Source organism: Roseibium sp. JB4-4, assembly GCF_055693425.1.
Genome location: NZ_CM146333.1, coordinates 4,008,933 through 4,028,554, shown reverse-complemented (window position 1 = coordinate 4,028,554; position 19,622 = coordinate 4,008,933). Strand labels below are relative to the sequence as shown.

18 protein-coding genes are annotated in these 19,622 nt (G+C 54.7%); 6 read left to right on the top strand and 12 right to left on the bottom strand.

From position 1 onward, the window contains the following. Positions 1-12: 12 nt before the first annotated feature. From ACZ1HV_RS18985 to ACZ1HV_RS18970, 4 genes are all read right to left on the bottom strand, one after another. Positions 13-1,104: a LacI family DNA-binding transcriptional regulator gene (locus ACZ1HV_RS18985; protein ID WP_298819715.1), complete on the bottom strand. Its 1,092-nt coding sequence runs from the start codon at positions 1,102-1,104 to the stop codon at positions 13-15. Positions 1,105-1,206: 102 nt separating this feature from the next. Continuing rightward, entirely contained in the window at positions 1,207-1,740 is a 534-nt protein-coding gene (locus ACZ1HV_RS18980) for an OmpA family protein (protein ID WP_363324492.1), read from the bottom strand. 41 nt (positions 1,741-1,781) lie between these two features. Then, on the bottom strand, positions 1,782-2,366 hold the full coding sequence (locus tag ACZ1HV_RS18975; RefSeq protein WP_472716007.1) for a L,D-transpeptidase: 585 nt from the start codon (positions 2,364-2,366) through the stop codon (positions 1,782-1,784). A gap of 196 nt (positions 2,367-2,562) precedes the next feature. Further along, positions 2,563-3,468 carry a DMT family transporter gene (locus ACZ1HV_RS18970; protein ID WP_298819711.1) on the bottom strand — a complete coding sequence of 302 codons (906 nt, stop codon included), beginning with the start codon at positions 3,466-3,468 and terminating at the stop codon, positions 2,563-2,565. A gap of 127 nt (positions 3,469-3,595) precedes the next feature. On the opposite strand from ACZ1HV_RS18970, the gene ACZ1HV_RS18965 reads away from it, so the two are divergent. Next, the gene (locus ACZ1HV_RS18965; protein WP_298819709.1) at positions 3,596-4,051 is read left to right on the top strand and encodes a methylated-DNA--[protein]-cysteine S-methyltransferase; all 456 of its coding nucleotides are present in this window, start codon (positions 3,596-3,598) and stop codon (positions 4,049-4,051) included. Between the two features lie 39 nt (positions 4,052-4,090). Here ACZ1HV_RS18965 and ACZ1HV_RS18960 read toward each other — a convergent pair whose 3' ends face one another. The 4 genes from ACZ1HV_RS18960 to ACZ1HV_RS18945 all read right to left on the bottom strand — a co-directional run bounded on the left by ACZ1HV_RS18960 (position 4,091) and on the right by ACZ1HV_RS18945 (position 9,766). Then, positions 4,091-6,052, bottom strand: a complete 1,962-nt coding sequence (locus tag ACZ1HV_RS18960) for a M1 family metallopeptidase (RefSeq protein ID WP_472716006.1) — start codon at positions 6,050-6,052, stop codon at positions 4,091-4,093. Next, positions 6,049-7,359, bottom strand: coding sequence for a ChaN family lipoprotein (locus tag ACZ1HV_RS18955; RefSeq protein ID WP_472716005.1), 1,311 nt, complete (start codon positions 7,357-7,359; stop codon positions 6,049-6,051). The genes ACZ1HV_RS18960 and ACZ1HV_RS18955 overlap by 4 nt, the downstream gene beginning before the upstream one ends. A 444-nt stretch (positions 7,360-7,803) precedes the next feature. Further along, positions 7,804-8,826 carry an aldo/keto reductase gene (locus ACZ1HV_RS18950; RefSeq protein ID WP_472716004.1) on the bottom strand — a complete coding sequence of 341 codons (1,023 nt, stop codon included), beginning with the start codon at positions 8,824-8,826 and terminating at the stop codon, positions 7,804-7,806. Between the two features lie 700 nt (positions 8,827-9,526). Continuing rightward, entirely contained in the window at positions 9,527-9,766 is a 240-nt protein-coding gene (locus ACZ1HV_RS18945; RefSeq protein WP_472716003.1) for a hypothetical protein, read from the bottom strand. A 189-nt stretch (positions 9,767-9,955) separates the two neighbouring features. Between ACZ1HV_RS18945 and chrA the strand changes: the two genes are divergently transcribed. Then, positions 9,956-11,290 carry a chromate efflux transporter gene (gene chrA / locus ACZ1HV_RS18940; protein ID WP_472716002.1) on the top strand — a complete coding sequence of 445 codons (1,335 nt, stop codon included), beginning with the start codon at positions 9,956-9,958 and terminating at the stop codon, positions 11,288-11,290. Between the two features lie 40 nt (positions 11,291-11,330). On the opposite strand, the gene ACZ1HV_RS18935 is transcribed toward chrA, so the two are convergent. From ACZ1HV_RS18935 to ACZ1HV_RS18925, 3 genes are all read right to left on the bottom strand, one after another. After that, positions 11,331-11,864 (bottom strand): MarR family winged helix-turn-helix transcriptional regulator, encoded by a 534-nt coding sequence (locus ACZ1HV_RS18935; protein WP_298819698.1) that lies wholly within the window; start codon positions 11,862-11,864, stop codon positions 11,331-11,333. 227 nt (positions 11,865-12,091) lie between these two features. Further along, a complete protein-coding gene (locus tag ACZ1HV_RS18930; RefSeq protein ID WP_472716001.1) occupies positions 12,092-13,252 on the bottom strand; it encodes an MFS transporter in 1,161 nt (386 codons plus the stop codon). Between the two features lie 138 nt (positions 13,253-13,390). Continuing rightward, positions 13,391-14,398 (bottom strand): putative metalloprotease CJM1_0395 family protein, encoded by a 1,008-nt coding sequence (locus tag ACZ1HV_RS18925; RefSeq protein WP_472716000.1) that lies wholly within the window; start codon positions 14,396-14,398, stop codon positions 13,391-13,393. Positions 14,399-14,571: 173 nt separating this feature from the next. Here ACZ1HV_RS18925 and ACZ1HV_RS18920 point away from each other — a divergent pair, with 173 nt between their 5' ends. Further along, the gene (locus ACZ1HV_RS18920) at positions 14,572-15,381 is read left to right on the top strand and encodes a creatininase family protein (protein ID WP_298961167.1); all 810 of its coding nucleotides are present in this window, start codon (positions 14,572-14,574) and stop codon (positions 15,379-15,381) included. Between the two features lie 257 nt (positions 15,382-15,638). Then, entirely contained in the window at positions 15,639-16,577 is a 939-nt protein-coding gene (locus ACZ1HV_RS18915; protein ID WP_298819691.1) for a LysR substrate-binding domain-containing protein, read from the top strand. 75 nt (positions 16,578-16,652) lie between these two features. Here the strand turns inward: ACZ1HV_RS18915 and ACZ1HV_RS18910 are convergent, their stop codons facing one another. Further along, on the bottom strand, positions 16,653-16,955 hold the full coding sequence (locus ACZ1HV_RS18910) for a helix-turn-helix domain-containing protein (protein WP_472715999.1): 303 nt from the start codon (positions 16,953-16,955) through the stop codon (positions 16,653-16,655). Positions 16,956-17,088: 133 nt separating this feature from the next. Between ACZ1HV_RS18910 and ACZ1HV_RS18905 the strand changes: the two genes are divergently transcribed. Then, positions 17,089-18,528 carry a helix-turn-helix domain-containing protein gene (locus tag ACZ1HV_RS18905; RefSeq protein WP_298819687.1) on the top strand — a complete coding sequence of 480 codons (1,440 nt, stop codon included), beginning with the start codon at positions 17,089-17,091 and terminating at the stop codon, positions 18,526-18,528. A 175-nt stretch (positions 18,529-18,703) separates the two neighbouring features. Then, positions 18,704-19,540 (top strand): bifunctional allantoicase/(S)-ureidoglycine aminohydrolase, encoded by an 837-nt coding sequence (locus tag ACZ1HV_RS18900; RefSeq protein ID WP_298819685.1) that lies wholly within the window; start codon positions 18,704-18,706, stop codon positions 19,538-19,540. Positions 19,541-19,622: the final 82 nt, after the last annotated feature.

Genomic DNA, 19,622 nt, shown 5'->3' with positions numbered 1-19,622 from the left:
AAGATCAGGTATCTACTCCGCCAACTTTGGTGCAAGGCGCACACCTGGAGGCGGCGAGCTTTCACGAACCTTGAGTTCCGGCTCGATGACGATCGGTGTGTTGGGAACGCGGTCACCTGCAATCTGACGGAGCAGGGTCAAGGCCGCCAGTCTGCCGATTTTGTCGGGTTGACTGTTGACGGATGTCAGTGCCGGTGTGCGGGCATCCGCACCGTCGATATCGTCATAACCGGTCACGGCAATATCCGGTCCGGGCTCAATTCCGGCGCGGCGGAATGTCGTCATCAGACCGAAGGCAACCAGATCGTTGAAACCGACAATTGCTGTCGGTCGCTCCCGAGCTTCCAGAACCTTTGATACGGCCGCGCGGCCGTCGGCCTGTGTCATCAACTCGGGCAGATCAAGCTGGCTGTCGGGATCGAACCCCGCTTCGCTCATTGCCTTGCGCCAGCCCGCATTTCGATACTTGCCGGTGGAACTGTCGCGGCGCCCACCAATCATCGCGATATCCTTGTGGCCCTGTGCGAGCAGGTGCTTGGTGATTTGAAACGTACCGGACAAATCGTCGCCACGTACACACGGCGCCCAGACGCCCTGAACCTCGCGAGCGACGAGTGTCACGGGAATGCCCTGATCCACCAGGCGATTGATCTCCTCAGCTGAAGTGCCAACTGAAGGGCACAGGATCAACCCATCTGCGCGATGCTGCAAAAGCGTGTTTACAAAGGCGCGTTGCCGTTTCACGTCATCCCTGTGATTGCAGATGAAAATCATCTGTCCTTGTTCTTCAAGAACATCTTCAAGAGCGGAAAAGACTTCAGCGAAAAACGGGTTCAGAATGTCATGGACAGCGACGCCGACGATCTGGCTTCGCGCTGTCCTGAGCGACGCTGCCGACCGATTGTAGATATAGCCGACTTCCTGTGCGGTCTGCTTGACCTTTTCACGTGTTTCTTCAGCAACAAGCGGGCTGTCACGTAGTGCGAGGGAAACCGTCGCCGTCGAAATGCCGAGCTGATCTGCGATATGTCCCAGTGTCAGTCGTTTGCCGGGCTTCGGTGGGAGGCCCGGTGTTGGAGACGATGATCCGTTGTCTTCAGACATTTATTGTTCTCAGGTAACCGCTGCGGCAGTGGCAGAGAGCGTTACAACCCTCAGCCTTCGCGGTAAACAGATTTTTGTTATTTATCTGAGGCACGCGCCTTATCAACGCGCCTGGGGAGCGGAATCGTCATACTCCTCGCGCAAATTGACGACGACGCGGCGATTTTGCGACTGACAGGCCACATCGTCGCAATCCGTCACCGGGCGTTCGACGCCATAGCCTTTGGCCCAAACCCGCTGCGATGGCACACCCAGCTTTACCAGTTCGGCCACGACCGCATCTGCTCGTTTGGTAGACAATGTCTTTTGCGCTGCTTCACTGCCCGGATCGTCTGCGTGACCTTGCACTTTTACCAGCCACTTCCTGTTGTCTTTCAGCCATTTGGCTTGGTTCTGAAGCGTCTGCTTGGCCTCATCGCTGACAACCGACGACCCTTTGGAAAAGTAAACCCGGCGACCGACATTCATGATGAATTCTTCTTCGGACCCAGGTTTGATTTCAACAAAACCTGCTGCCGGTGCATTCGTGACGTCAGGCGAAGTCAATCCACCCGCGCTGTTGCACCCTGCCAATCCCAACAAACACATTCCGGCGACAATCACGCCCTGGCCTGACCGGCCCAACCACTTACCCAACGAAGCCCCCAAATCCTTTGCAAAACAGCACCGCGCCGGCATTAACCGGCGTTGGCGCCAAGATGTTCAAGCACCAGTACGGCTGTCCCTTTCGGGCAACGCTGGTAGAGATCGATCACGTCTTCGGGCAGCATGCGGATACAACCGCTGGAGACATCATGTCCTATGCTCCACGGCTCCAGGGTTCCATGTAGACGGTACCCGAGATCCTGCCCGTTCCGATAAAGATACAAAGCCCGCGGGCCAAGCGGATTGTTGGCAGCTCCGCCGTCCACCTTGCGCGGCAGATCAGGCTGACGTTTCAGCATTTCGGGTGGTGGTACCCAGCGCGGCCAAAGAGCCTTGCGGTCAATGCGGGCCCGGCCGTACCATTTGAAGCCTTCCCGGCCGACCCCTACGCCGTATCGAAGCGCAGTATTGTTTTCCCAGATCCAATAGAGAAAATGGTTGGTTGTATCGACAACGACGGTTCCAGGTGGTTCCGGACTGAAGTATTTCACCATCTGCTTGCGCCAGACGGGTTCTATCCGGTTCAGGTTGGTTCGCCTGAACTGGAAACCATTGTCGTCCTGATAACCGTTGAAATAGGCATTCGCTGCGGCATTCGCCCGCGCGACGTGCGGCATGGCAAGCGTACCCGCGATGGCGGCGGCGCCTCCCAAAACGTGCGGCGGCTCAAGTCCATCCCATTCCTCCTAAACAGGCTGGCGGCCCTTCCTGGCCAGTCGGTAAATCCAGTCTGTATTAAGAAGTAAAGACGGGCGGCACGTCAACCGCCTCACATGATTGATTCTAAGTGCGCGCTTGTACGCGTCGTCAAGGTCAAAGAGACTTCACGCGCTCGCGGTAGAGAATATAGAGCCCGGACGCGACCACGATTGCCGCTCCGATCAATGTCGTCACCGTTGGCACGTCATTGAAGAACAGGAGGCCGAGCGCGATCATCCAGACGATCTGGGAATACATGAAGGGAGCAAGAACCGGCGCTGGTGCAATCGTGTGTGCTTTTATGAACAGCATGTGTCCGCCTGCTCCAAGCACACCTGTCCCGAGCAACAGTATCCATGTCCAAAGATCCGGCGGCGTCACCCAGACGCTCAGGCCGGAAGGTGTCATCAGGATCGACGCAAGCACACCGGAGATGATCAGCATTCCCGCGGAATTCTCGGTCGCGGTCAGTTGCCGGGTCAACAGCGCATAGAGGGCATAGCTTATCATTGCTGCGACCGAATAGATCGCAGCCCAGTGCATGGCGCCCGTTCCCGGTTGGGTTACAAAAATAACACCACCAAATCCGACAAGAATGGCCGCCCATCGCCTGGGGCCGGCCCATTCTCCCAGCATAGGTCCGGCCAATGCCGTGATCAGCAGAGGCCCGGCAAACATGATGGCAGTCGTCTCTGCAAGCTGGAGATAACGGACAGCGAGAAAATTGAAAACCGTGGTGCCGAGCAAACAAAGCGTCCTGATGATTTGAAGAACGGGTCTCTCGGTCTTGAGCAACGACGGAGCATTCCACACCCGGAACGCAATGATCGCGAGAACCGCGTGACTGACAAACCGCATCCAGGCAATCTGCAGCGTCGGCAAAGTCGCCGAAAGATACTTCGCCACGGCATCCAGTATGGAAAAACTCAAGGCCGCAAGAACAATGAGCCCGATACCCGCCAGGGGGGCTGCCGGCAATTCGATGCCTGCATTTGGTTTTTGCCCATTGTTTTGCCCCATGCGCTTTGCGTCCTTGCAATTCCGGCTTGCGCGCGCAAACGCACTTGCCTGGTACACCTGGCCTGATGCATCGCTTGCGCTTGAAACGGTCACCGGATACAGAATTTGAAGAAGACCGGAGACAGGCATGCCCATTTTGGAAATAGAAACATGGCTCGGGCACCTTTCCATCCGGGAGGATGAAGGCGCGATCACCCAGTTACACTGGAATGGGTCCCCAGGCAAAGAGGAAACGCCTTTGCTGCTCGAAGCAGCAAAACAGATCCACGCATACCTGGATGGTTCCCTGAAAGCCTTTGACTTGCCGCTTGCCCCGAAAGGCGGAGATCTTCACCAATCGGTCTTCCAGGCAATGCTTGCTATTCCCTATGGCGAAACGAGAACTTATGGCGACGTTGCCAAGGAACTTGACACCTTTGGTCAACCTGTTGGTCAGGCATGCGGGGCCAATCCCATCCCCATCATCATTCCATGCCATCGGATTCTGTCAGCCAACGGATTGGGTGGATATTCAGGCTCAGGCGGCACGGACACCAAGATTGCGCTTTTGAAACTTGAAGGTGGCTACCCCTTCCTTCTGTGATCGGCGCTACCATTGCAAAACCGATGCAAGAATACGTGGTCAATGCGGAAACGTGATTTCCAGCGGGTTCGTTTCTATCGGCCAAGTACCCCGTTCGATGGCCTTGTTTCCCGCATAGGACACGTAGCTTTGCCGCCCGTAATGAGGCAGTGATCGAACCAGCGCGCTCAAGGCATCACCGTCGCGGGCAGAAATCAGCATGACAGGCAGATCATTTTTCAACCTGGTAACCCAAGCAGCTGCCGTATTGCCGGTGTCGTCTAGTGGCGGAAGTTTCAACCCATTTTCTTCAGCAAATTCTTTGATGGCCGCGCTCCGGCCCAGCACGACAGTGGTCTTTTCTATCTTTTCATGCTCGCTGACGGGTGTGGTAACCGTGTCGTTGCCCAAAAGCCGCGCCAGCAGCCTTTGCGCCGCTTCGGCAAATGTACCTTGCTCGAATAAAAGAAGCACATCCACCGCGGGTTCAAGTGTGACGTCGCGAATGATAACAGGACTTTCGCCCGGCAGCAGACGGCGAAAAACATCGAACGCAGGATCGACACTGAGCCGCAGCGGTTTTGTGTCAGATTGAATTTCGAAGGTCTGTTCGCGTTCAGAAAGCCTGACATTTTCACTGACGAGGCCGTCCTTTGTTTCAATCTCGATCGGAATGTTCAAGCTATAGATCGGACCGGTCTGGCGGATCGTAAACTCGCTCACGTAGGCACTGGAACCACGTTGAACCTTGGCCATCGACAGCTGAATTTCCGGGGCTCCCTTTCTTTCAAGCCATTGATCGAAAAACCAACCAAGGTCGCGACCTGAGACGGCTTCAAACGAGTGGCGCAGATCAGACCAGTCAGCATGTGAAAACTTGTGGTCTGTCCAAAATTTTTGCAGGCTGCCTGCAAACACCTCGTCACCGATTTCGCCTTTCAACATGTGAAAAAGAAAGGCAACCTTGTTGTAACCGACAATTTGCGATGCGTCGTGCCGCTTTGACCGGAACTCGGTCACCGGCATGTCGCGCTCGGGAGGCAAGGCGGCAAAATCCCTGAGCCAATCAAGCCGCATCTGTTTCGCTGCTTCTGGTCCCTCGTCGGCCGCAAGCGCGTAATCCGCCATATAGGTCGTCAGGCCTTCGGCCCAGTTGCCCTCCCGATAGTCGACGAAGACGCCGTTGCCCCACCAATTGTGCAACACTTCGTGGGCAAGTGAACGTCCTTGCATAAACGGGAGCGGCACAATCATACGGCCGACATACGCCAGATTTACAAATCCGAGCCCAACGGGAAGCGGCGATGAAACGACGTGAAAATCTTGATACGGATAACGCCCGATCTCAGTTGAAAATCGGTTCAGATAAGCTTCTGATTTCGCCAGATACTGATCTGAAAACTCATGGATATCTTCATGAAAATAGGTCCTTAACCTGATTTCGGATTTGTCTCGTTCCGCTACCGAGTAAGGCCCAATGAACACAGAAGGAGGCTCAAGCGCGAAATTCGCGATAAAGGTCGCTGAAGACGATGAAGCCGTTTCAGTTTCTTCAGACAACCGACCTGAGGAAACCGCCTGATAAGGATGAGGTACGGTCACCCGGAGTTCATAGCTCAACTCCTCTGCCTGAGCGATGGGAAACCAACCCGAGTTGCCGAACAGAACCGCTCCATCCGGTCCCGAAGTCATGATTTCAGGAATGTCGCCGCTCAGCGTCAATGAAACGATTTGACGATCTGCCCTCGGCAATGAAACGACACCGCCACCGCGCCTGCGATCCAAATTTGCAGGTGCCCCGTCAACGGCCACCTCTTCCACATCAAGCCAATCTGCAAACCGCAGAGCAAGGCTGTCGGTCCCATTGACGGTGATCCGATTTTGAACCTCGATCACTCTCGCCTCGGGGTCGACATCGAGGCGCACATTGTAGTGGACTGTCCTCTCTGCGGCCATGGAAAGCGAGACGGAGGCAACCCCACAAGCAACGGCAAAAGCGACCCGGACGCCACCCCGCATCATTTTGTGTCCGACGCGGAGGGAAACTTTGCAACCAGCGTCTGGATTTCACCATCACGTTCAATTTCAAGCGGGAGCCATGTGCCCGGAGCCTGTCGCTGGATGATCTCAACAAGATCTGCCGTTGAGGACAGATCTTCGCCCGCTGCTTTCAGCACCACATCGCCACTGCGAAGGTCGGCGGCCTCCGCAATACTTCCGTCCGTCACGCGGCTCAACAAAACGCCCCCATCGCTTGCCGGTTCGATAAAAACACCAAGTCTGGGGCGCTGAGGCCGATTTGGTTCCGTCTCACGGTCGTCCACGAGAAAGACAAGATCCGCTATCGAAGCCTCAATCGCGCGGCAGTCGTCCGCGACAGTTATTGGCAACAATGAAACGACCTTTTCAGCACCCAGGCTCTCGAGTTGATGAGGAACGCCAAATCCGTTTTCGACGTGACCCCGGCCCAGAATGCCGACGACAAGCACCCCCGGGTTCTTTTCGCTGGCATCGAACAACGCCTCGGCCATGGCCCTGTCCCAGATAAGCTGTGCATCAACAAAATTGTTGAAATCGGTCCGGGTTAAAATGTCCTCGAATTTTGGCTCTTCTTTTTCCGCCTCACTGCCTTCGTCAGCCACACGACCAATACCGTGTGAAAGCTTACTGGAAAAGACATCCGCAAGCGCCTTCCTATAGGCTTCGCTTGCAGGTGCCGGTGTGCCGATCCCTTGCCGGTCCTTTTCCGCAACGTTCTCCCAACCTTCGCGGCCAACCGTGGAAACAAGACTGCGACCGACATTTATCGCTTTCATGCCGAGCCGGTTCTGACGGGCAAAATTGAAAAGCGGCAAATAGTAATCGGCGTCATAACCCCAAACGTCGTTCCAGCGAACTTCCTTTAAAAACGCGTCTTCAAGCAGATCACCGGCTGTCCATCTGTCGAGAACCGATTGCGTGTCTCGCGGAAAGGCCTCGAAACCGACAATGATGTCTGGATTGTGAGCGAACAGACCCGCGAGCGTATGGGTTTGCCAGAGATGATCTTCCTTTGAGGTATGAGACTCGCCCAAAAGCACTATGGCGCCGCTGGCCGCTTGCAACAGCGCAGCCTCCGGAGGCACGACTTTACCCGTTGCCGGGTCGATCCATTGTCCTGCCGGCCCGCAAGCTTCAAAGCTCGAACTGGCGTTTTGCCGGTCGCCTTCACCCGCATGCGCAGAACCGAAGGAAACGTTCGCGAACACAAACGCAGCGCAAAAGATACCCACTGCACTTTTCATGAGCGCGGACTTGCGTAAATCAGCTTTACCCTTTGCGGATCCCAAGTCACTCTCCTTAGGCTTTTGTCCCCGGCACCGAACGGAAGGGGCTGAATGACAGTCTAGGCCTGTTCGGCAGCATCCATGCTGCCAGTTAATCTGGGTCGCATTGCGAGCGCTGCGCCTGATCGTTTGAACTTGCATGACGCTGTGACGCTTTTTTTGGCGTCGTCCTTGCAGAAGTGTCGCCGCTCAGACCGTTGCAGGTCAAACCGTCAAATTGTCACTTGCGACAAGACGCGCCTTTTCCGCAAGCATATAGGCTCGAAAACAAAAAGGCTCTGTTGCAATAATCGACTGACTTTGCAATGAAGCCGCCAGAAATACACCCGCAAGATGGTCGCTTTCCGATCCGTTTGATAGGCGAACGGGTTCGGTCTATTCCAGGCACAAGCTTCAAACCAATCATGACCAGTTCATCGTAAGTTGTTAACTGGCAAAGTTCCGGACCTACCGGGTCCCGAGCACCTTCCAGATATCCATCCCACACGGATCTTCCAGAAAGTTGTACGGATAGGGCAATGCCTCCAAGGCACTGGCCTGCGTGAGCATACTCATCTCTTCCTGACTAAGAAAAAAATCTGCTGCGGCTAGGTTGGCTTCAAGTTGTTTGACAGTGCGGGCTCCGACAAGAACCGAGGCGACACCTGGCCGCGACACCGCCCATGCCAAGGCTGGATGAGTGATTGGCCGATTGTGATCATTGGCTATGTCTTGGAGCAACCTTAGAACGGTATAGGTGCGTTCTGTATTGCGATAGTCATACCCATCACCTCGATCGGGATCTTCTCCCAACCGCGTATGATCGGCAGGCCGTTCATTGGCTGCGTATTTACCGGTCAGCCAGCCCCCTGCGAGCGGGGACCAAACCGTCACCGCAATGTTGTTTTCAAGGCAGCATGGCAGCACTTCAAGCTCAATTCCTCGTTCCAGAAGATTGTATTGTGCTTGAAGTGCAACAGGCGAGGGCAAGCCATGAGAAGAGGCAAGAGCGACTATCTTCTGCAATTGCCAACCTGAGACATTTGACCACGAAATTTGTTTGATTTTGCCTGCGTCAACCAGATCCCCGAGCGTTTGCAAAGTTTCCAAAATATCCGTCTGAGGATCCCAACCATGTACATAGTAGAGATCAAACGCATCGACATTCATGCGTCTTAAACTTGCGTCAACTGAATGAGTAAGGCTGCGCCTGGAAGCTCCAGCGCTCCCTTCAGGTGGAGAAAACCGACCTTTCGTCGCGATTGTAAACGCGTGGGACTTGCCTCGTTGGGAAATCCATTCACCTATGATCTCTTCTGACTTTCCGCCAGCATAGCCATCTGCGGTATCGATGTGGGTCCCACCCTGGTCGACGTAAATATCGAGCTGCCTGAATGAATCCACCTTGTTGGTTTCTGCCCCAAAGGTCATGGTTCCAAGTGCAAGGCTTGAAATACTGATTTCAGTTTTGCCCAACGGATTGCGTTGCATAATTGAACCTTTTTCTGGCCAGACATTTCAGTTTTCGCGTTTAACGGCGCCCAGTCGAGCGGAACATCGGATTGTCCTGATGCCGTCACTCCCTGAGAAGCAAGAAGCGACTTTGGCTACCTCAGCACAACTATGGCCTCGGCGCTCTCACACCGCAAAAGGTCGGAAAGCATGCTGAACTCTTGCGTCAACGCCAAAACGGTTTGGCCAATTGACGTTGGTAAGCACGATCAAATCGTCACCTGAAACCATGAACCTTACCAATCAAATCTGTAAGAGAGCCATTAGTGTGACTTGTTGGGAAAGATCAAATCGCAATGGGGAAAGATGGCTCTGTTGCAAAAGTCGATTGATCTTACAATGCGGCCGCCTTCTGACATTTGGCAGGTCGACAAGACCTACATCGAGGTCCCCCGGGTAAAAGCCTGAGAGGGCTTTAGGACTGGGACCAGCCTCAAGCGATCGATACCGACAAGGCTCCTACTATGGCGCTGTCATTTCGGAGCTGAAAGCGGAGGCAAATGCCTGCAGGGCACTGGGCATCGCCAAGGCCGATCGGATCGGCCCCTGTGCTCTGTTAGAGGTATTGAAGATGCTCGAAAATCATCTCCAGGATGGAAGAGATTGAACCGCGGTCCCGCCAAGGGCGGAAACTGTCAAAACTCAAAATTGCAACAAAGCCAGCAAAAATCGACAACCGTCAGAAAAGAACAAAGCCAAAAAAGACGATTATGACAGCCAGAGTTAGCCAGATCAGCAGGTCATTGACATGCCCGCGGCGCGACTTGATCTCAGACCACGCGGCGGCCTCCGGCCCTGATCGCAGACCGAAAACCGGTCTTTTGATGGTAGTGTTTGAGACATGGGAAAATCGTCGGCGAAGCTCCGCGGCCCGGCGGGCTCCCCGTTCATCATTGAGGGTCTGGTGTCTCGAAACCATCTCGAATTCCTCCGATCAATCGGTAGCAACGTCTGACGGAAATCTGGTCTCCATTGATGCCGATTTCAAATGACCGTTTTGTAATGTTTTACAAGTTGGATATGCATCTGAAAACGAAAGGGTTTCCGTGTCTTATGGCCTTCATGATACGACGGTAGGAAAGTCCGACTTCCAATAGAAAAGCCTTCAATGTCATCTACCAACAATCAAGACGGATCGGCACTCCATCAGAAATCTGCGCCACCTCTTTCCGAAGTGATCAGTGTTTCTCTGAAGGTAGGCTTGTTGTCCTTTGGCGGGCCCGCCGCTCAGATCTCGGTGATGCATCAGGAATTCGTCGAAAACCGCAAATGGCTTTCAGAAGACCGGTTTTTGCATGCGTTGAATTACTGCATGCTGCTGCCTGGACCGGAAGCCCAACAGCTGGCGACCTATTGCGGATGGCTATGCGCGCGCACCGTTGGCGGCCTGATCGCAGGGCTGCTTTTCATACTTCCCGGTGCGATCACGATGGCGTTGGTCAGTTTCGTGTATGCAGCTTATGGCGACACGGCGTTCATCGTTTCTGTGTTTTACGGCGTTAAGGCCGGTGTCCTGGCAATTGTTCTCCAGGCCTTGCTGAAAATCGGCAGGAAAGCCCTGAAGTCGAACCTTGCCTGGGCAATCTGTGGCTTGTCCTTTGTTGCGCTGTTTTTCTTTTCCATACCGTTTCCGATTGTCATCATTGCCGCAGCACTCAGCGGCCTGATTTTCGGAGCACCGTCAGGGTCAATACCTGCAGACAAGAGCGTGCAATCTACGCACGCTTCGGTTCTTTCAACCATCCGAACGGTTCTTGCCGGTCTCGTAATCTGGATGGCTCCTCCAATAACGGCAGCTTTGGTCCTGGCACCCGACAACGTGCTTCTGGAGGTCGCAGAATTCTTTTCTGTGTTGGCTGTGGTCAGTTTCGGTGGTGCCTATGCTCTTCTCAGTTATATGGCTCAAGTTGCCGTCGATACGAAAGCCTGGCTAAGTGCTGGCGAAATGCTCGATGGACTCGGGCTTGCCGAAACCACGCCCGGGCCGTTGATCCTGGTGACTCAGTTTGTCGGCTTCCTGGGCGGCTGGCGGGACCCAGGGCCGTTCTCACCGGTCACAAGCGGCATGTTGGCGGCCGCGATGACCACATGGGTCACCTTTGCACCCAGCTTCCTGTTTGTGCTTGCTGGCGCTCCCTGGATGGAACGCTTGCGCGGCAACAGGATCCTTGCCAACGCTCTGTCGGCAATCACCGCCGCGGTCGCGGGGACCATTTTAAATCTGGCCGTCTGGTTTGCGATCAACGTGCTTTTCACCGAAACGAGCACCGCCCGGTTTGGCGCTCTGGAAGTCATTTGGCCTGATCTTGCAACCATTGACCCGGCTCTTGCCGGAATTGCCGCTTTGGCAATCACCATGGTTTTTGTTGGCGGACGCGGCATGGCGAGCGTTTTGATAACCACCGCGTGTCTGGGATATTTGGCGAGAACATTTCTAGGCTGACCAGGCCGATACTCAGGACCTTCCGTTGCCAAAAGTGCGGTCAGGCAGCGCTGCGCGTCTTTTCCTTGGGGTTTGCCTGCTTGTCCTCGTTTGCCGTTTCGTCTTCGGTGTCGAAATCAGCTTCGTGCTCGGGATCATCATCAATCGAAATGGAGAGATTTTTTTCAACTTGCCGCAACAGCTTTCGCAATTTCTTGCGGTCCTTGTCTTCAATACCGGTCATCGCTTCTCGTTCAAGGCGCTTCCAGGCCTTGTCGATGGAAGTCACCAGTTCACGGCCCTTTTCCGTTAGATGAACCCGTGCAAGACGGCCATCAGTGTCGGACACTTGTCGACGCAGAAAGCCCTGGCTGGATAGGCGCGTCACCATTTTTGTAACCGTAGGCGGCTGGACACCCAGAGCAAGCGCCAGCTGGCTCATTGTGCGACCATCAGAATCTGCAAGCACCTTCAGGACGAGTTCCTGCCCCGGATGAAGCCCTATTCGCATCAGATGTGCGCCAGCGCGGGCACGTTGTGCCTTTGCAGCCTGAATCAGGCGGAATGTAATGCTCTTTTTGTAGTTAAAAGCCATCGCCTATACCCCGTTATCAAGTCTACCCGAATCACCTTCGTCTTCAACGCGGCCGCAACATAGAGCGAGTATTTAACCGTCAAATGACATCGCAGCCACAACAGGCCTTTTTTTGAGAAAACGTCGGGGCTTGATTTGATTTAGTTGGCTCAGCAACCATTCATAAATCCGCCTTCGCTGATCAACGGCACGTCGCTTTCATGTCTTATACCCAGGGAATTCGAGCGCTAGGACTTGACCTTAAGCGTGCCAGCCAGAAACGGTATCAGCAGCGTCAATAGTGCGACGGCACCAAAGGATGCCCTCAAAGACCAGGCTTCGCCGATAAACCCTAGCAGCGGAGGCCCAAGAAGAAATGCACCGTATCCGAGCGTGGCAACAGCAGCGAGTGCCGGGCCTTTTGACATGTGCGGATCGGCCGCGGCGCGCGACATGGCAAGAGGAAACAGGACTGCATATCCAAGCCCCATGACAAAGCAGCCAGCCCAGACCGACCAGATATTGATGCCCGATACGAGGAGAAGGCAGCCGAAGAACGCCACAACGCCGCTTATCCGGGCAACACGAACCGGGCCGAACCGGGCAACAACAGCGTCACCTGTCAAACGCATCACCACCATGGCGATCGAAAAAACCGTGAAAGCTGTCGGCGCAATGGCCTCCGAATAGCCAAGCTCTTCGATCTGGAAAAGTGCCGCCCAATCGGTGACCGCTCCCTCGCCCAGGGCAGCGACCAGTGCCACGAGACCAGCAAGCACAAGAGCTCCCTTTGGCAAGGCAAAGAGGGGTGCCTTGGCGCCCGTTTCCGAGACACTGTCCATTTTTGGCCAGCCCTGCCACCAAAACCAGAAGAGAAAAGGAACCGTTGCAAGGCTCCAGGCGCTGAAATGCTGGGTTACCGACAAACCGAATTCGATCGCAAGACTGCCCGCTGCGGCAGCGACACCTGCGCCCAAACTGAAAAGACCATGAAAGGACGACATGATCGGCCGGCCGCGGACTTTTTCAACCTCCGCACCCCATCCGTTCATTGAAACGTCAAGTGCACCAAAAGAAAATCCCGCGAGGAAGAGTGTCAGTGCCAGCACATTGGTTGTTGGCGCAAGTCCAACCAGAACGAACGAGATAACCGTCGCCACAGCGAGCGCCTTTGACACCGGGGCTGCCCCGAGCCTGTCAATCAACACACCAGTGAATGGAAAGGCCACGAAGGCACCACTCGCCATGACAAGCAGCAAGACACCGAAACCGCCCTCGCTCAAACCGGTTGCCGATTTGATGTCCGGGATCCTGGAAGCCCAGAGCCCTATGAAACTGCCGCACATGAAGAAGATCGCCGAAACTACACGGCGCGCGGCAATTGCCTGTTCCTGGTCGGGAATACGCATCATCAGACCTGAAAAGGGGAAGAACCCGTGGAAGTGAGGGAGTATCTTTTGTCACGTCTGGCCCGCTTTCACAAGCGAACGAAATCGAGACAGGTCTTGTAATCTCAAAAGCTTGAGTTTCGAACCCGTGGCGGGTTGTCAGGCGATCAAGGCTTCGATTAAACGCTGGCTGTTGTTGTTTTGCTCAATGAGCGAACGATAAGCAGCTGCAGCTTCTTCACTGGCACTGCGACCACCGGTTTCCGCATCATTATTCGTGTCACCGTCTGAACGATGCGAACCCTCTGCGTCCCCTTTGTCGGTATTTTCACCCCCGGCATCAGTCTGACCCTGGCCAGGCTCAGTGTCGGTGGCGGCGGGATCGACGGGCGTGTCTTCGTCGCCCCTCAGTTCCTCGGCCTTTTGCTGGCGCGATTCTGCCTGAGCTTCAGACAACTGGGATCGCGCCTGCTGGGCAACCTTCAGATCTTGGGACGAAGGTTCTGCGGGAGCCAGAGCGGCCCGGATGACAATCTGCATCTTGCGGATTGTAGCTTCCGGCGTGCGCTCTTTGGCAGTGTCGATCTGCACTTCTCCTCCAACGGCATACCGCTTGCCGTCCGGACCCTGCTGAAAGGTGTAGCTTGGTGCAGACGCATAGGCTCCTCCAACGCGTGCGTGCGCCTGCTCATGTGCTCTGACCTCTCGATCACGCTTGGCAAGTTCCTGGACTTGCTTTTCCTGTGCTTCATTAAGACCATCTCCGTCTGGATCTTCTTTCTTTGACGAGCTTTGTTGTTGCGCGAGTGCGCCGCCGATACCTTGCGTAGGTGCAGGGGTTGCACCCAGGCCGTTCGGATTGGCTGTGGCTTTAGACGAATTCTCCGTGCCGTCTGCGTCGTCGCTTGAGGCCTCTTGAGCACCCTTGGATTGATTGGCATCGGGATCAGATGCGTTCGTGCTTTGCAGTGCCAGAACCGCAGCTGATGTCAGTGGCTGGACGCCACCGGTTCTGGCAGCAGCACGTCGGGTGCTCGCCAGACTTTCGCGCGCACTTTCCTGTGCCCGGTCCGGACTGTTCGTGCCCGTTCCAGGTTCCACCTCTCCGGCGACACCGTTGCTTCTCAAAAGGTTCGCCGGCGTATTCGACAAGAGAGCGCCGATCATGTTCTTGAGTGTCTCAAAGACACGTCGCCAAATTCTAAACGGCAGTTAAGACTAATTGATCATAAATTCGTGAGCTCTGGCCCGAAGCCAATTGGAACTCGCCTTGTCCGGGCTTGACGGGTATGCAAAGCACGTTGACGACCCGGCAAAGTCTTTTTCAGCAGGACCTGACCATGCTTCCCAAACACTTCTGGCAAGACATGATTGCCACGGATTTCTTGAGTACAGACTGTCGGAACTGGATCGCGGTCTTGCCGGTAGCCGCTATTGAACAGCATGGACCTCATTTGCCTATCTCAACTGATGCCACCATAGCAGAGGGGCAGATATCGCGGGTTCTGGAACTTTTGCCGGCGGATATACCGGCAACTTTCTTGCCGGTACAAACTATCGGCAAATCCGATGAGCACATTTCATCTCCCGGAACGCTGACGCTTTCCTGGGACACCGTCACCCGCTCATGGCTGGAAATCGGGGAGAGCGTTGCCAGAGCGGGAATTCGGAAAATGGTCCTGATCAATTCCCATGGCGGCAATGTTCCGGTTCTCGACATCGTCGCTCGTGAACTGCGTATCAAGCACGAGATGTTTGTCACGGCGACGAACTGGTTGCGTTTTGGTCAACCCGCCGACCTCTATCCTGAAGAGGAATTCACTTATGGCATTCACGGTGGAGATATTGAAACATCGCTGATGCTGCACCTTCGGCCTGATCTTGTTCGCATGGAACATGCTGAAGATTTCAAGTCGGAACAACAGGCGTTCCTGACCGAATTCAAGCATCTGCGAGGTCACGGCAAGGCGCAATTCGGCTGGAAGGCCCAGGACCTCAACACAGCGGGTGTACAAGGCAACGCAGCAATGGCAAGCGCTGAGAAGGGCAATCGCTCGCTGGACCATGCTGCAGAGGGGTTCATTGAGCTTCTGGCGGATATCAATTCTTATGATCTGGACAGGCTTTGGGCACCTCAGAATCAAGATTAGCATTCTGATCGACAAGTCATGAACAACCTGAAACTCGCTCTAGCCTTCATCACAACCCGCCCACACGCCTTAAATGGCCATCAGTCAAGCAAAGTGGCAATGCATTTGTGAAAATACGTAGAATTCATCTCAGTAAAAATGACCTAAAGGTCAAAAAATATCTGGTCATGTGCGGTGTATTGCCGAACAGTTGACCTTGGACAAATTAACAGACACAGTATTTGGAACTAAAATCGGGAGGGTGCGCTCGCGGAACCATGAACCTGTCAATCCGGCAACTGGCGACTTTTCGCGAGGTTATGCGCAGCGGGTCAATTTCTGAAGCTGCTCGTACGCTTGGCAGAACACAACCAGCCGTGAGTTCAACAATCGCGGGGCTGGAAACAGAGCTTGAGCTAAAACTTTTTGTTCGCGAACAAGGCCGTTTGGTACCCACTCCTGAAGCAGAATTCTTCCTGGAAGAAGCTGAGGCAATTCTGAAGCGGCTGGAGGTCTCCAAGAGAACCTTGCGAGGTCTGGCCAATCGGGAACACGGCCAACTACGCATTGCGGGCATTCCCGAAGCTGCAACGGATTTTCTACCCAGAAGCCTCTCCCGTTTCATCGCCGACAAGCCAAGCGTCAAGGTTGCTCTGGCGAGCCGCACGTCCGGTGAAATTGAAGAGCTGATCGCGGCCCAGCAATTCGACATCGGCTTTGCCGAAACGCCGCGCGCTCGCAATTCCTTCGACCAGATCGATTTTGACCTGGAATGCATGTGTGCAATCCCGGCGACCGATCCACTTGCTTCAAAGGAAGTCATCACACCGACTGAACTCGATGGATATCCGCTCGCACTCCTGCATTCCGAACACCGGAGTCACAAGCAGACGCTTGCCCGCTTCCGGGATTCCGGCGTTCGTTTCAATCAACGCTTCGAGCTTCAAACGGCACTGCCGGGCTTAAGGTTCGTGGAGGCCGGATTGTGCGCTCTGGTCTGTGACATGATCACTGCCTACAAGGCTCAGGAAGAAGGCCGCCTCGGCTTGGGTCCGCCAAGGATCGTGTTCCGCCCCTTCAGGCCACGCATCCAAAACAGCCTGTCGATCCTGACGCCGACCCATCGGCCGATTTCCATCGTGGCCAAGGACTTTTGCGATTATCTGACCACAGAAGTCGAGGCGATCCGTTCTTCCATGATCAAGAGAACCGCCTGAAACTTGGTGCCAAGCCCCTGTGCAACGGCTCAATCAGCTTCCGGAAGCAGCATGTATCGGCGCACTTGCCTGAGTTCAAACGGCAGCGTGCCGAAAACTTGCGCTGTTGGCGGCAACGATGGCGACGGCATTGACGCGGTTCTTGGCACCGAGGCGTGTGATCGCATTTCGAATATGCGCTTTGACGGTTGCCGTGGTGACATCCAGTTCCCAGGCGATTTGCTTGTTGACCTTGCCGTCGCACAGCTTGAGCATGATTTCCAGCTGACGTGGAGTGACCATTTCACTCAGGTTCAGGGGCCAGCGAATATTGCTTGCAACCAGCCGATTTTCTGTATCGGTTGCAGCGCTGGAATTCAGGGCAAAATGGGCAGTCATGTCTGTCGCTCCCTCTTTTTGTCATCTGTTTTCGAGTGGAGGGACTTTCACCTAAGTGACTAGTTTTGTAAAATGTTAAAATGCATAATGAGATTTGCTAAAAATTTGCAATTTGATTGAACGGAGACCCGCCGTGAGCAAAAAACTGTATTCCGGTCATACGGTGCGACAGATCAGATCGGACTTTGGTCTGTCTCAAGTAGATTTTGCAAAAAAACTCGGCCTTTCAACGGCCTACATCAATCAAATCGAGAACAACAACCGTCCGGTCACAGCCTCTGTGCTATTGACGATCAACCGGATCTTCGGCGTGGATCTCTCGGCATTTGAAAAAAATGACCTTGATCGCGTGACACAGGATTTGCAGGAAATCTTCGCCGATACACAGTTTCACAGCGCATCCATCACACGTCAGGAGCTGAATGAACTTGTGACCCGGGCTCCCGGCATTACCCAGGCAATCATGGATCTTTACGGTTCCTTGCGAAGTTTTCATGACCGGGAAGCCAACGAAGACGAACTTGCGCACATGAACGGGCCACAGGACGGAACGCCCGGCCTCAAGAAATCCGCCTATGACGAGGTGCGCGACTATTTCCACTACATGGATAATTACGTCGACACACTCGACCGGGCTGCCGAAAAGCTCGCGCTGGAAATCGGATTGGAAACGGCCGCAACCAAATTCGACAGCCTGGTCACGTGGCTGGCAGAAAAATTCAGCATCGGGGTAGAGCAGTTCCCGGACTATTCCGGCACCTTGATCAGACATGATGAATACACCCGGAAAATCTCTGTCTATCGGGCCAGCCCTCAATCGGCCAAAAATTTTCTGCTTGGATCCGTAATCGCCGAATTATGTGTGAAAGACCTGATCCTGGAAGAGGTCAAACGGGCGCGCTTCAAGACAAAGTCCGCAGAAGGCATCGCCAGGCTGGCTCTGCGCAACTATTTCGCCGGGGCGCTGCTTTTGCCATACGACGCGTTTCTGAAAGCTGCCACGATGCACCGCCACGACATCCAGCTGCTGTCGAACCGGATGGACGCAAGCGTGGAAACTATTTGCCATAGGCTGTCGACACTGCAGCGCCCCGGGGCCAACGGACTGCCATTCTATTTCGTAAAGATCGATCGCGCCGGCAACGTCGTGAAACGGCACAGCGCCACACGGTTTCAGTTCGCCCGGTTTGGCGGTTCCTGTCCCCGCTGGAATGTGCACCAGGCATTCGAACAGAACTCCAACAAGTTTACCGCCCAGGTCGCGCAAATGCCGGACGGAGTACAATATCTCTGCATTGCGACCAGTGTCAGCAAACACCAGCCTGACTACAGCACCGGAGAGCGCCGGTATGCACTCGGTTTCGGCTGCGAAATCAAATATGCGGACGCGATTGTCTATGCGGATGGCCTGGCGGTCGACGAAATCGCAGCGCCCGAGCCTATTGGCGTGAACTGCCGCATCTGCCCTAGGGACAACTGCGACCAGCGTGCCTTTCCGGCAATTGACAAGGATCCGTTCATCGATCCGGGCCAACGCGGCATCGTGCCTTACCGGGTAACAACCAACGGCTGACATACGCAGAAAAGACATTGCATCCGGAAAGATGCTCCGGCTTCATTTTCCAAAAACCAGAACATGACGACCGATTTTCTTGTTTTTTCGAAAAGATCTCGTTTGATATGACCCATGGTCTCCTGACAGTCCTGGCGTCATAGTTCCATTGGTGAAATCGAAAAAGAGGCTCCCTGTGTCCCGTCCACCATCCTACTACGCGCCTAAAGGCGGTCATCCTGGCCAGGAAACCCTTTTGACCGACCGCGCCGTCTTCACCGAGGCCTATGCCGTGATCCCCCGCGGAACCATGCGGGACATCGTCACAAGTTTCCTTCCTTTTTGGGAGCAAACCCGCCTGTGGGTTCTCTCCAGGCCGCTTTCAGGTTTCGCCGAGACCTTCTCCCAGTACATTGTCGAAGTTTTGCCGGGTGGCGGATCTGACAGACCGGAAACCGATCCGGCAGCAGAAGGCGTTTTGTTTGTCGTGGAAGGCGAAGCCATGCTCACCATCAATGGCAGGGCACACAGACTTCGCCCGGGCAGCTACGCCTATATACCGCCGGGGTGCGATTGGGCATTCCAGGCCATCGGCGACGAAGCTGTCCGTTTTCACTGGGTCCGCAAAGCGTATGAAGCGGTTGACGGACTTGAGTTGCCGGACGTCTTCGTGACACACGAAAATGACGTCGACCCGATTGCCATGCCGGGCACCGACGGTAAATGGGCAACGACCCGCTTTGTCGACCCGCATGACCTTCGCCACGACATGCATGTCAACATCGTCACATTCCAGCCGGGTGCGGTCATCCCATTCGCTGAAACTCATGTCATGGAACACGGTCTTTATGTGCTGGAAGGCAAGGCGGTCTATCGATTGAATCAGGATTGGGTAGAGGTGGAAGCAGGTGACTACATGTGGCTGCGCGCCTTTTGCCCGCAAGCCTGTTATGCCGGAGGCCCTGGTCCGTTCCGCTACCTTCTGTACAAGGATGTCAATCGTCACATGAAGCTTCGTCCAGTCGGCAGCTGATCAGCACGATTGTCCCTCAGGACAATATAATTGAGATTGCTGCACTTTTTGGTGCTAATTGTTCTGGCCGTGCTCGATTTTT

Coding starts and splice junctions, on each gene's coding strand:
- ACZ1HV_RS18985 (WP_298819715.1), bottom strand. CDS start 1,104: ATGTCTGAAGACAACGGATCATCGTCTCCAACACCGGGCCTCCCACCG.
- ACZ1HV_RS18975 (WP_472716007.1), bottom strand. CDS start 2,366: ATGCCGCACGTCGCGCGGGCGAATGCCGCAGCGAATGCCTATTTCAAC.
- ACZ1HV_RS18970 (WP_298819711.1), bottom strand. CDS start 3,468: ATGGGGCAAAACAATGGGCAAAAACCAAATGCAGGCATCGAATTGCCG.
- ACZ1HV_RS18965 (WP_298819709.1), top strand. CDS start 3,596: ATGCCCATTTTGGAAATAGAAACATGGCTCGGGCACCTTTCCATCCGG.
- ACZ1HV_RS18960 (WP_472716006.1), bottom strand. CDS start 6,052: ATGATGCGGGGTGGCGTCCGGGTCGCTTTTGCCGTTGCTTGTGGGGTT.
- ACZ1HV_RS18950 (WP_472716004.1), bottom strand. CDS start 8,826: ATGCAACGCAATCCGTTGGGCAAAACTGAAATCAGTATTTCAAGCCTT.
- ACZ1HV_RS18945 (WP_472716003.1), bottom strand. CDS start 9,766: ATGGTTTCGAGACACCAGACCCTCAATGATGAACGGGGAGCCCGCCGG.
- chrA (WP_472716002.1), top strand. CDS start 9,956: ATGTCATCTACCAACAATCAAGACGGATCGGCACTCCATCAGAAATCT.
- ACZ1HV_RS18935 (WP_298819698.1), bottom strand. CDS start 11,864: ATGGCTTTTAACTACAAAAAGAGCATTACATTCCGCCTGATTCAGGCT.
- ACZ1HV_RS18930 (WP_472716001.1), bottom strand. CDS start 13,252: ATGCGTATTCCCGACCAGGAACAGGCAATTGCCGCGCGCCGTGTAGTT.
- ACZ1HV_RS18925 (WP_472716000.1), bottom strand. CDS start 14,398: ATGATCGGCGCTCTCTTGTCGAATACGCCGGCGAACCTTTTGAGAAGC.
- ACZ1HV_RS18920 (WP_298961167.1), top strand. CDS start 14,572: ATGCTTCCCAAACACTTCTGGCAAGACATGATTGCCACGGATTTCTTG.
- ACZ1HV_RS18915 (WP_298819691.1), top strand. CDS start 15,639: ATGAACCTGTCAATCCGGCAACTGGCGACTTTTCGCGAGGTTATGCGC.
- ACZ1HV_RS18910 (WP_472715999.1), bottom strand. CDS start 16,955: ATGACTGCCCATTTTGCCCTGAATTCCAGCGCTGCAACCGATACAGAA.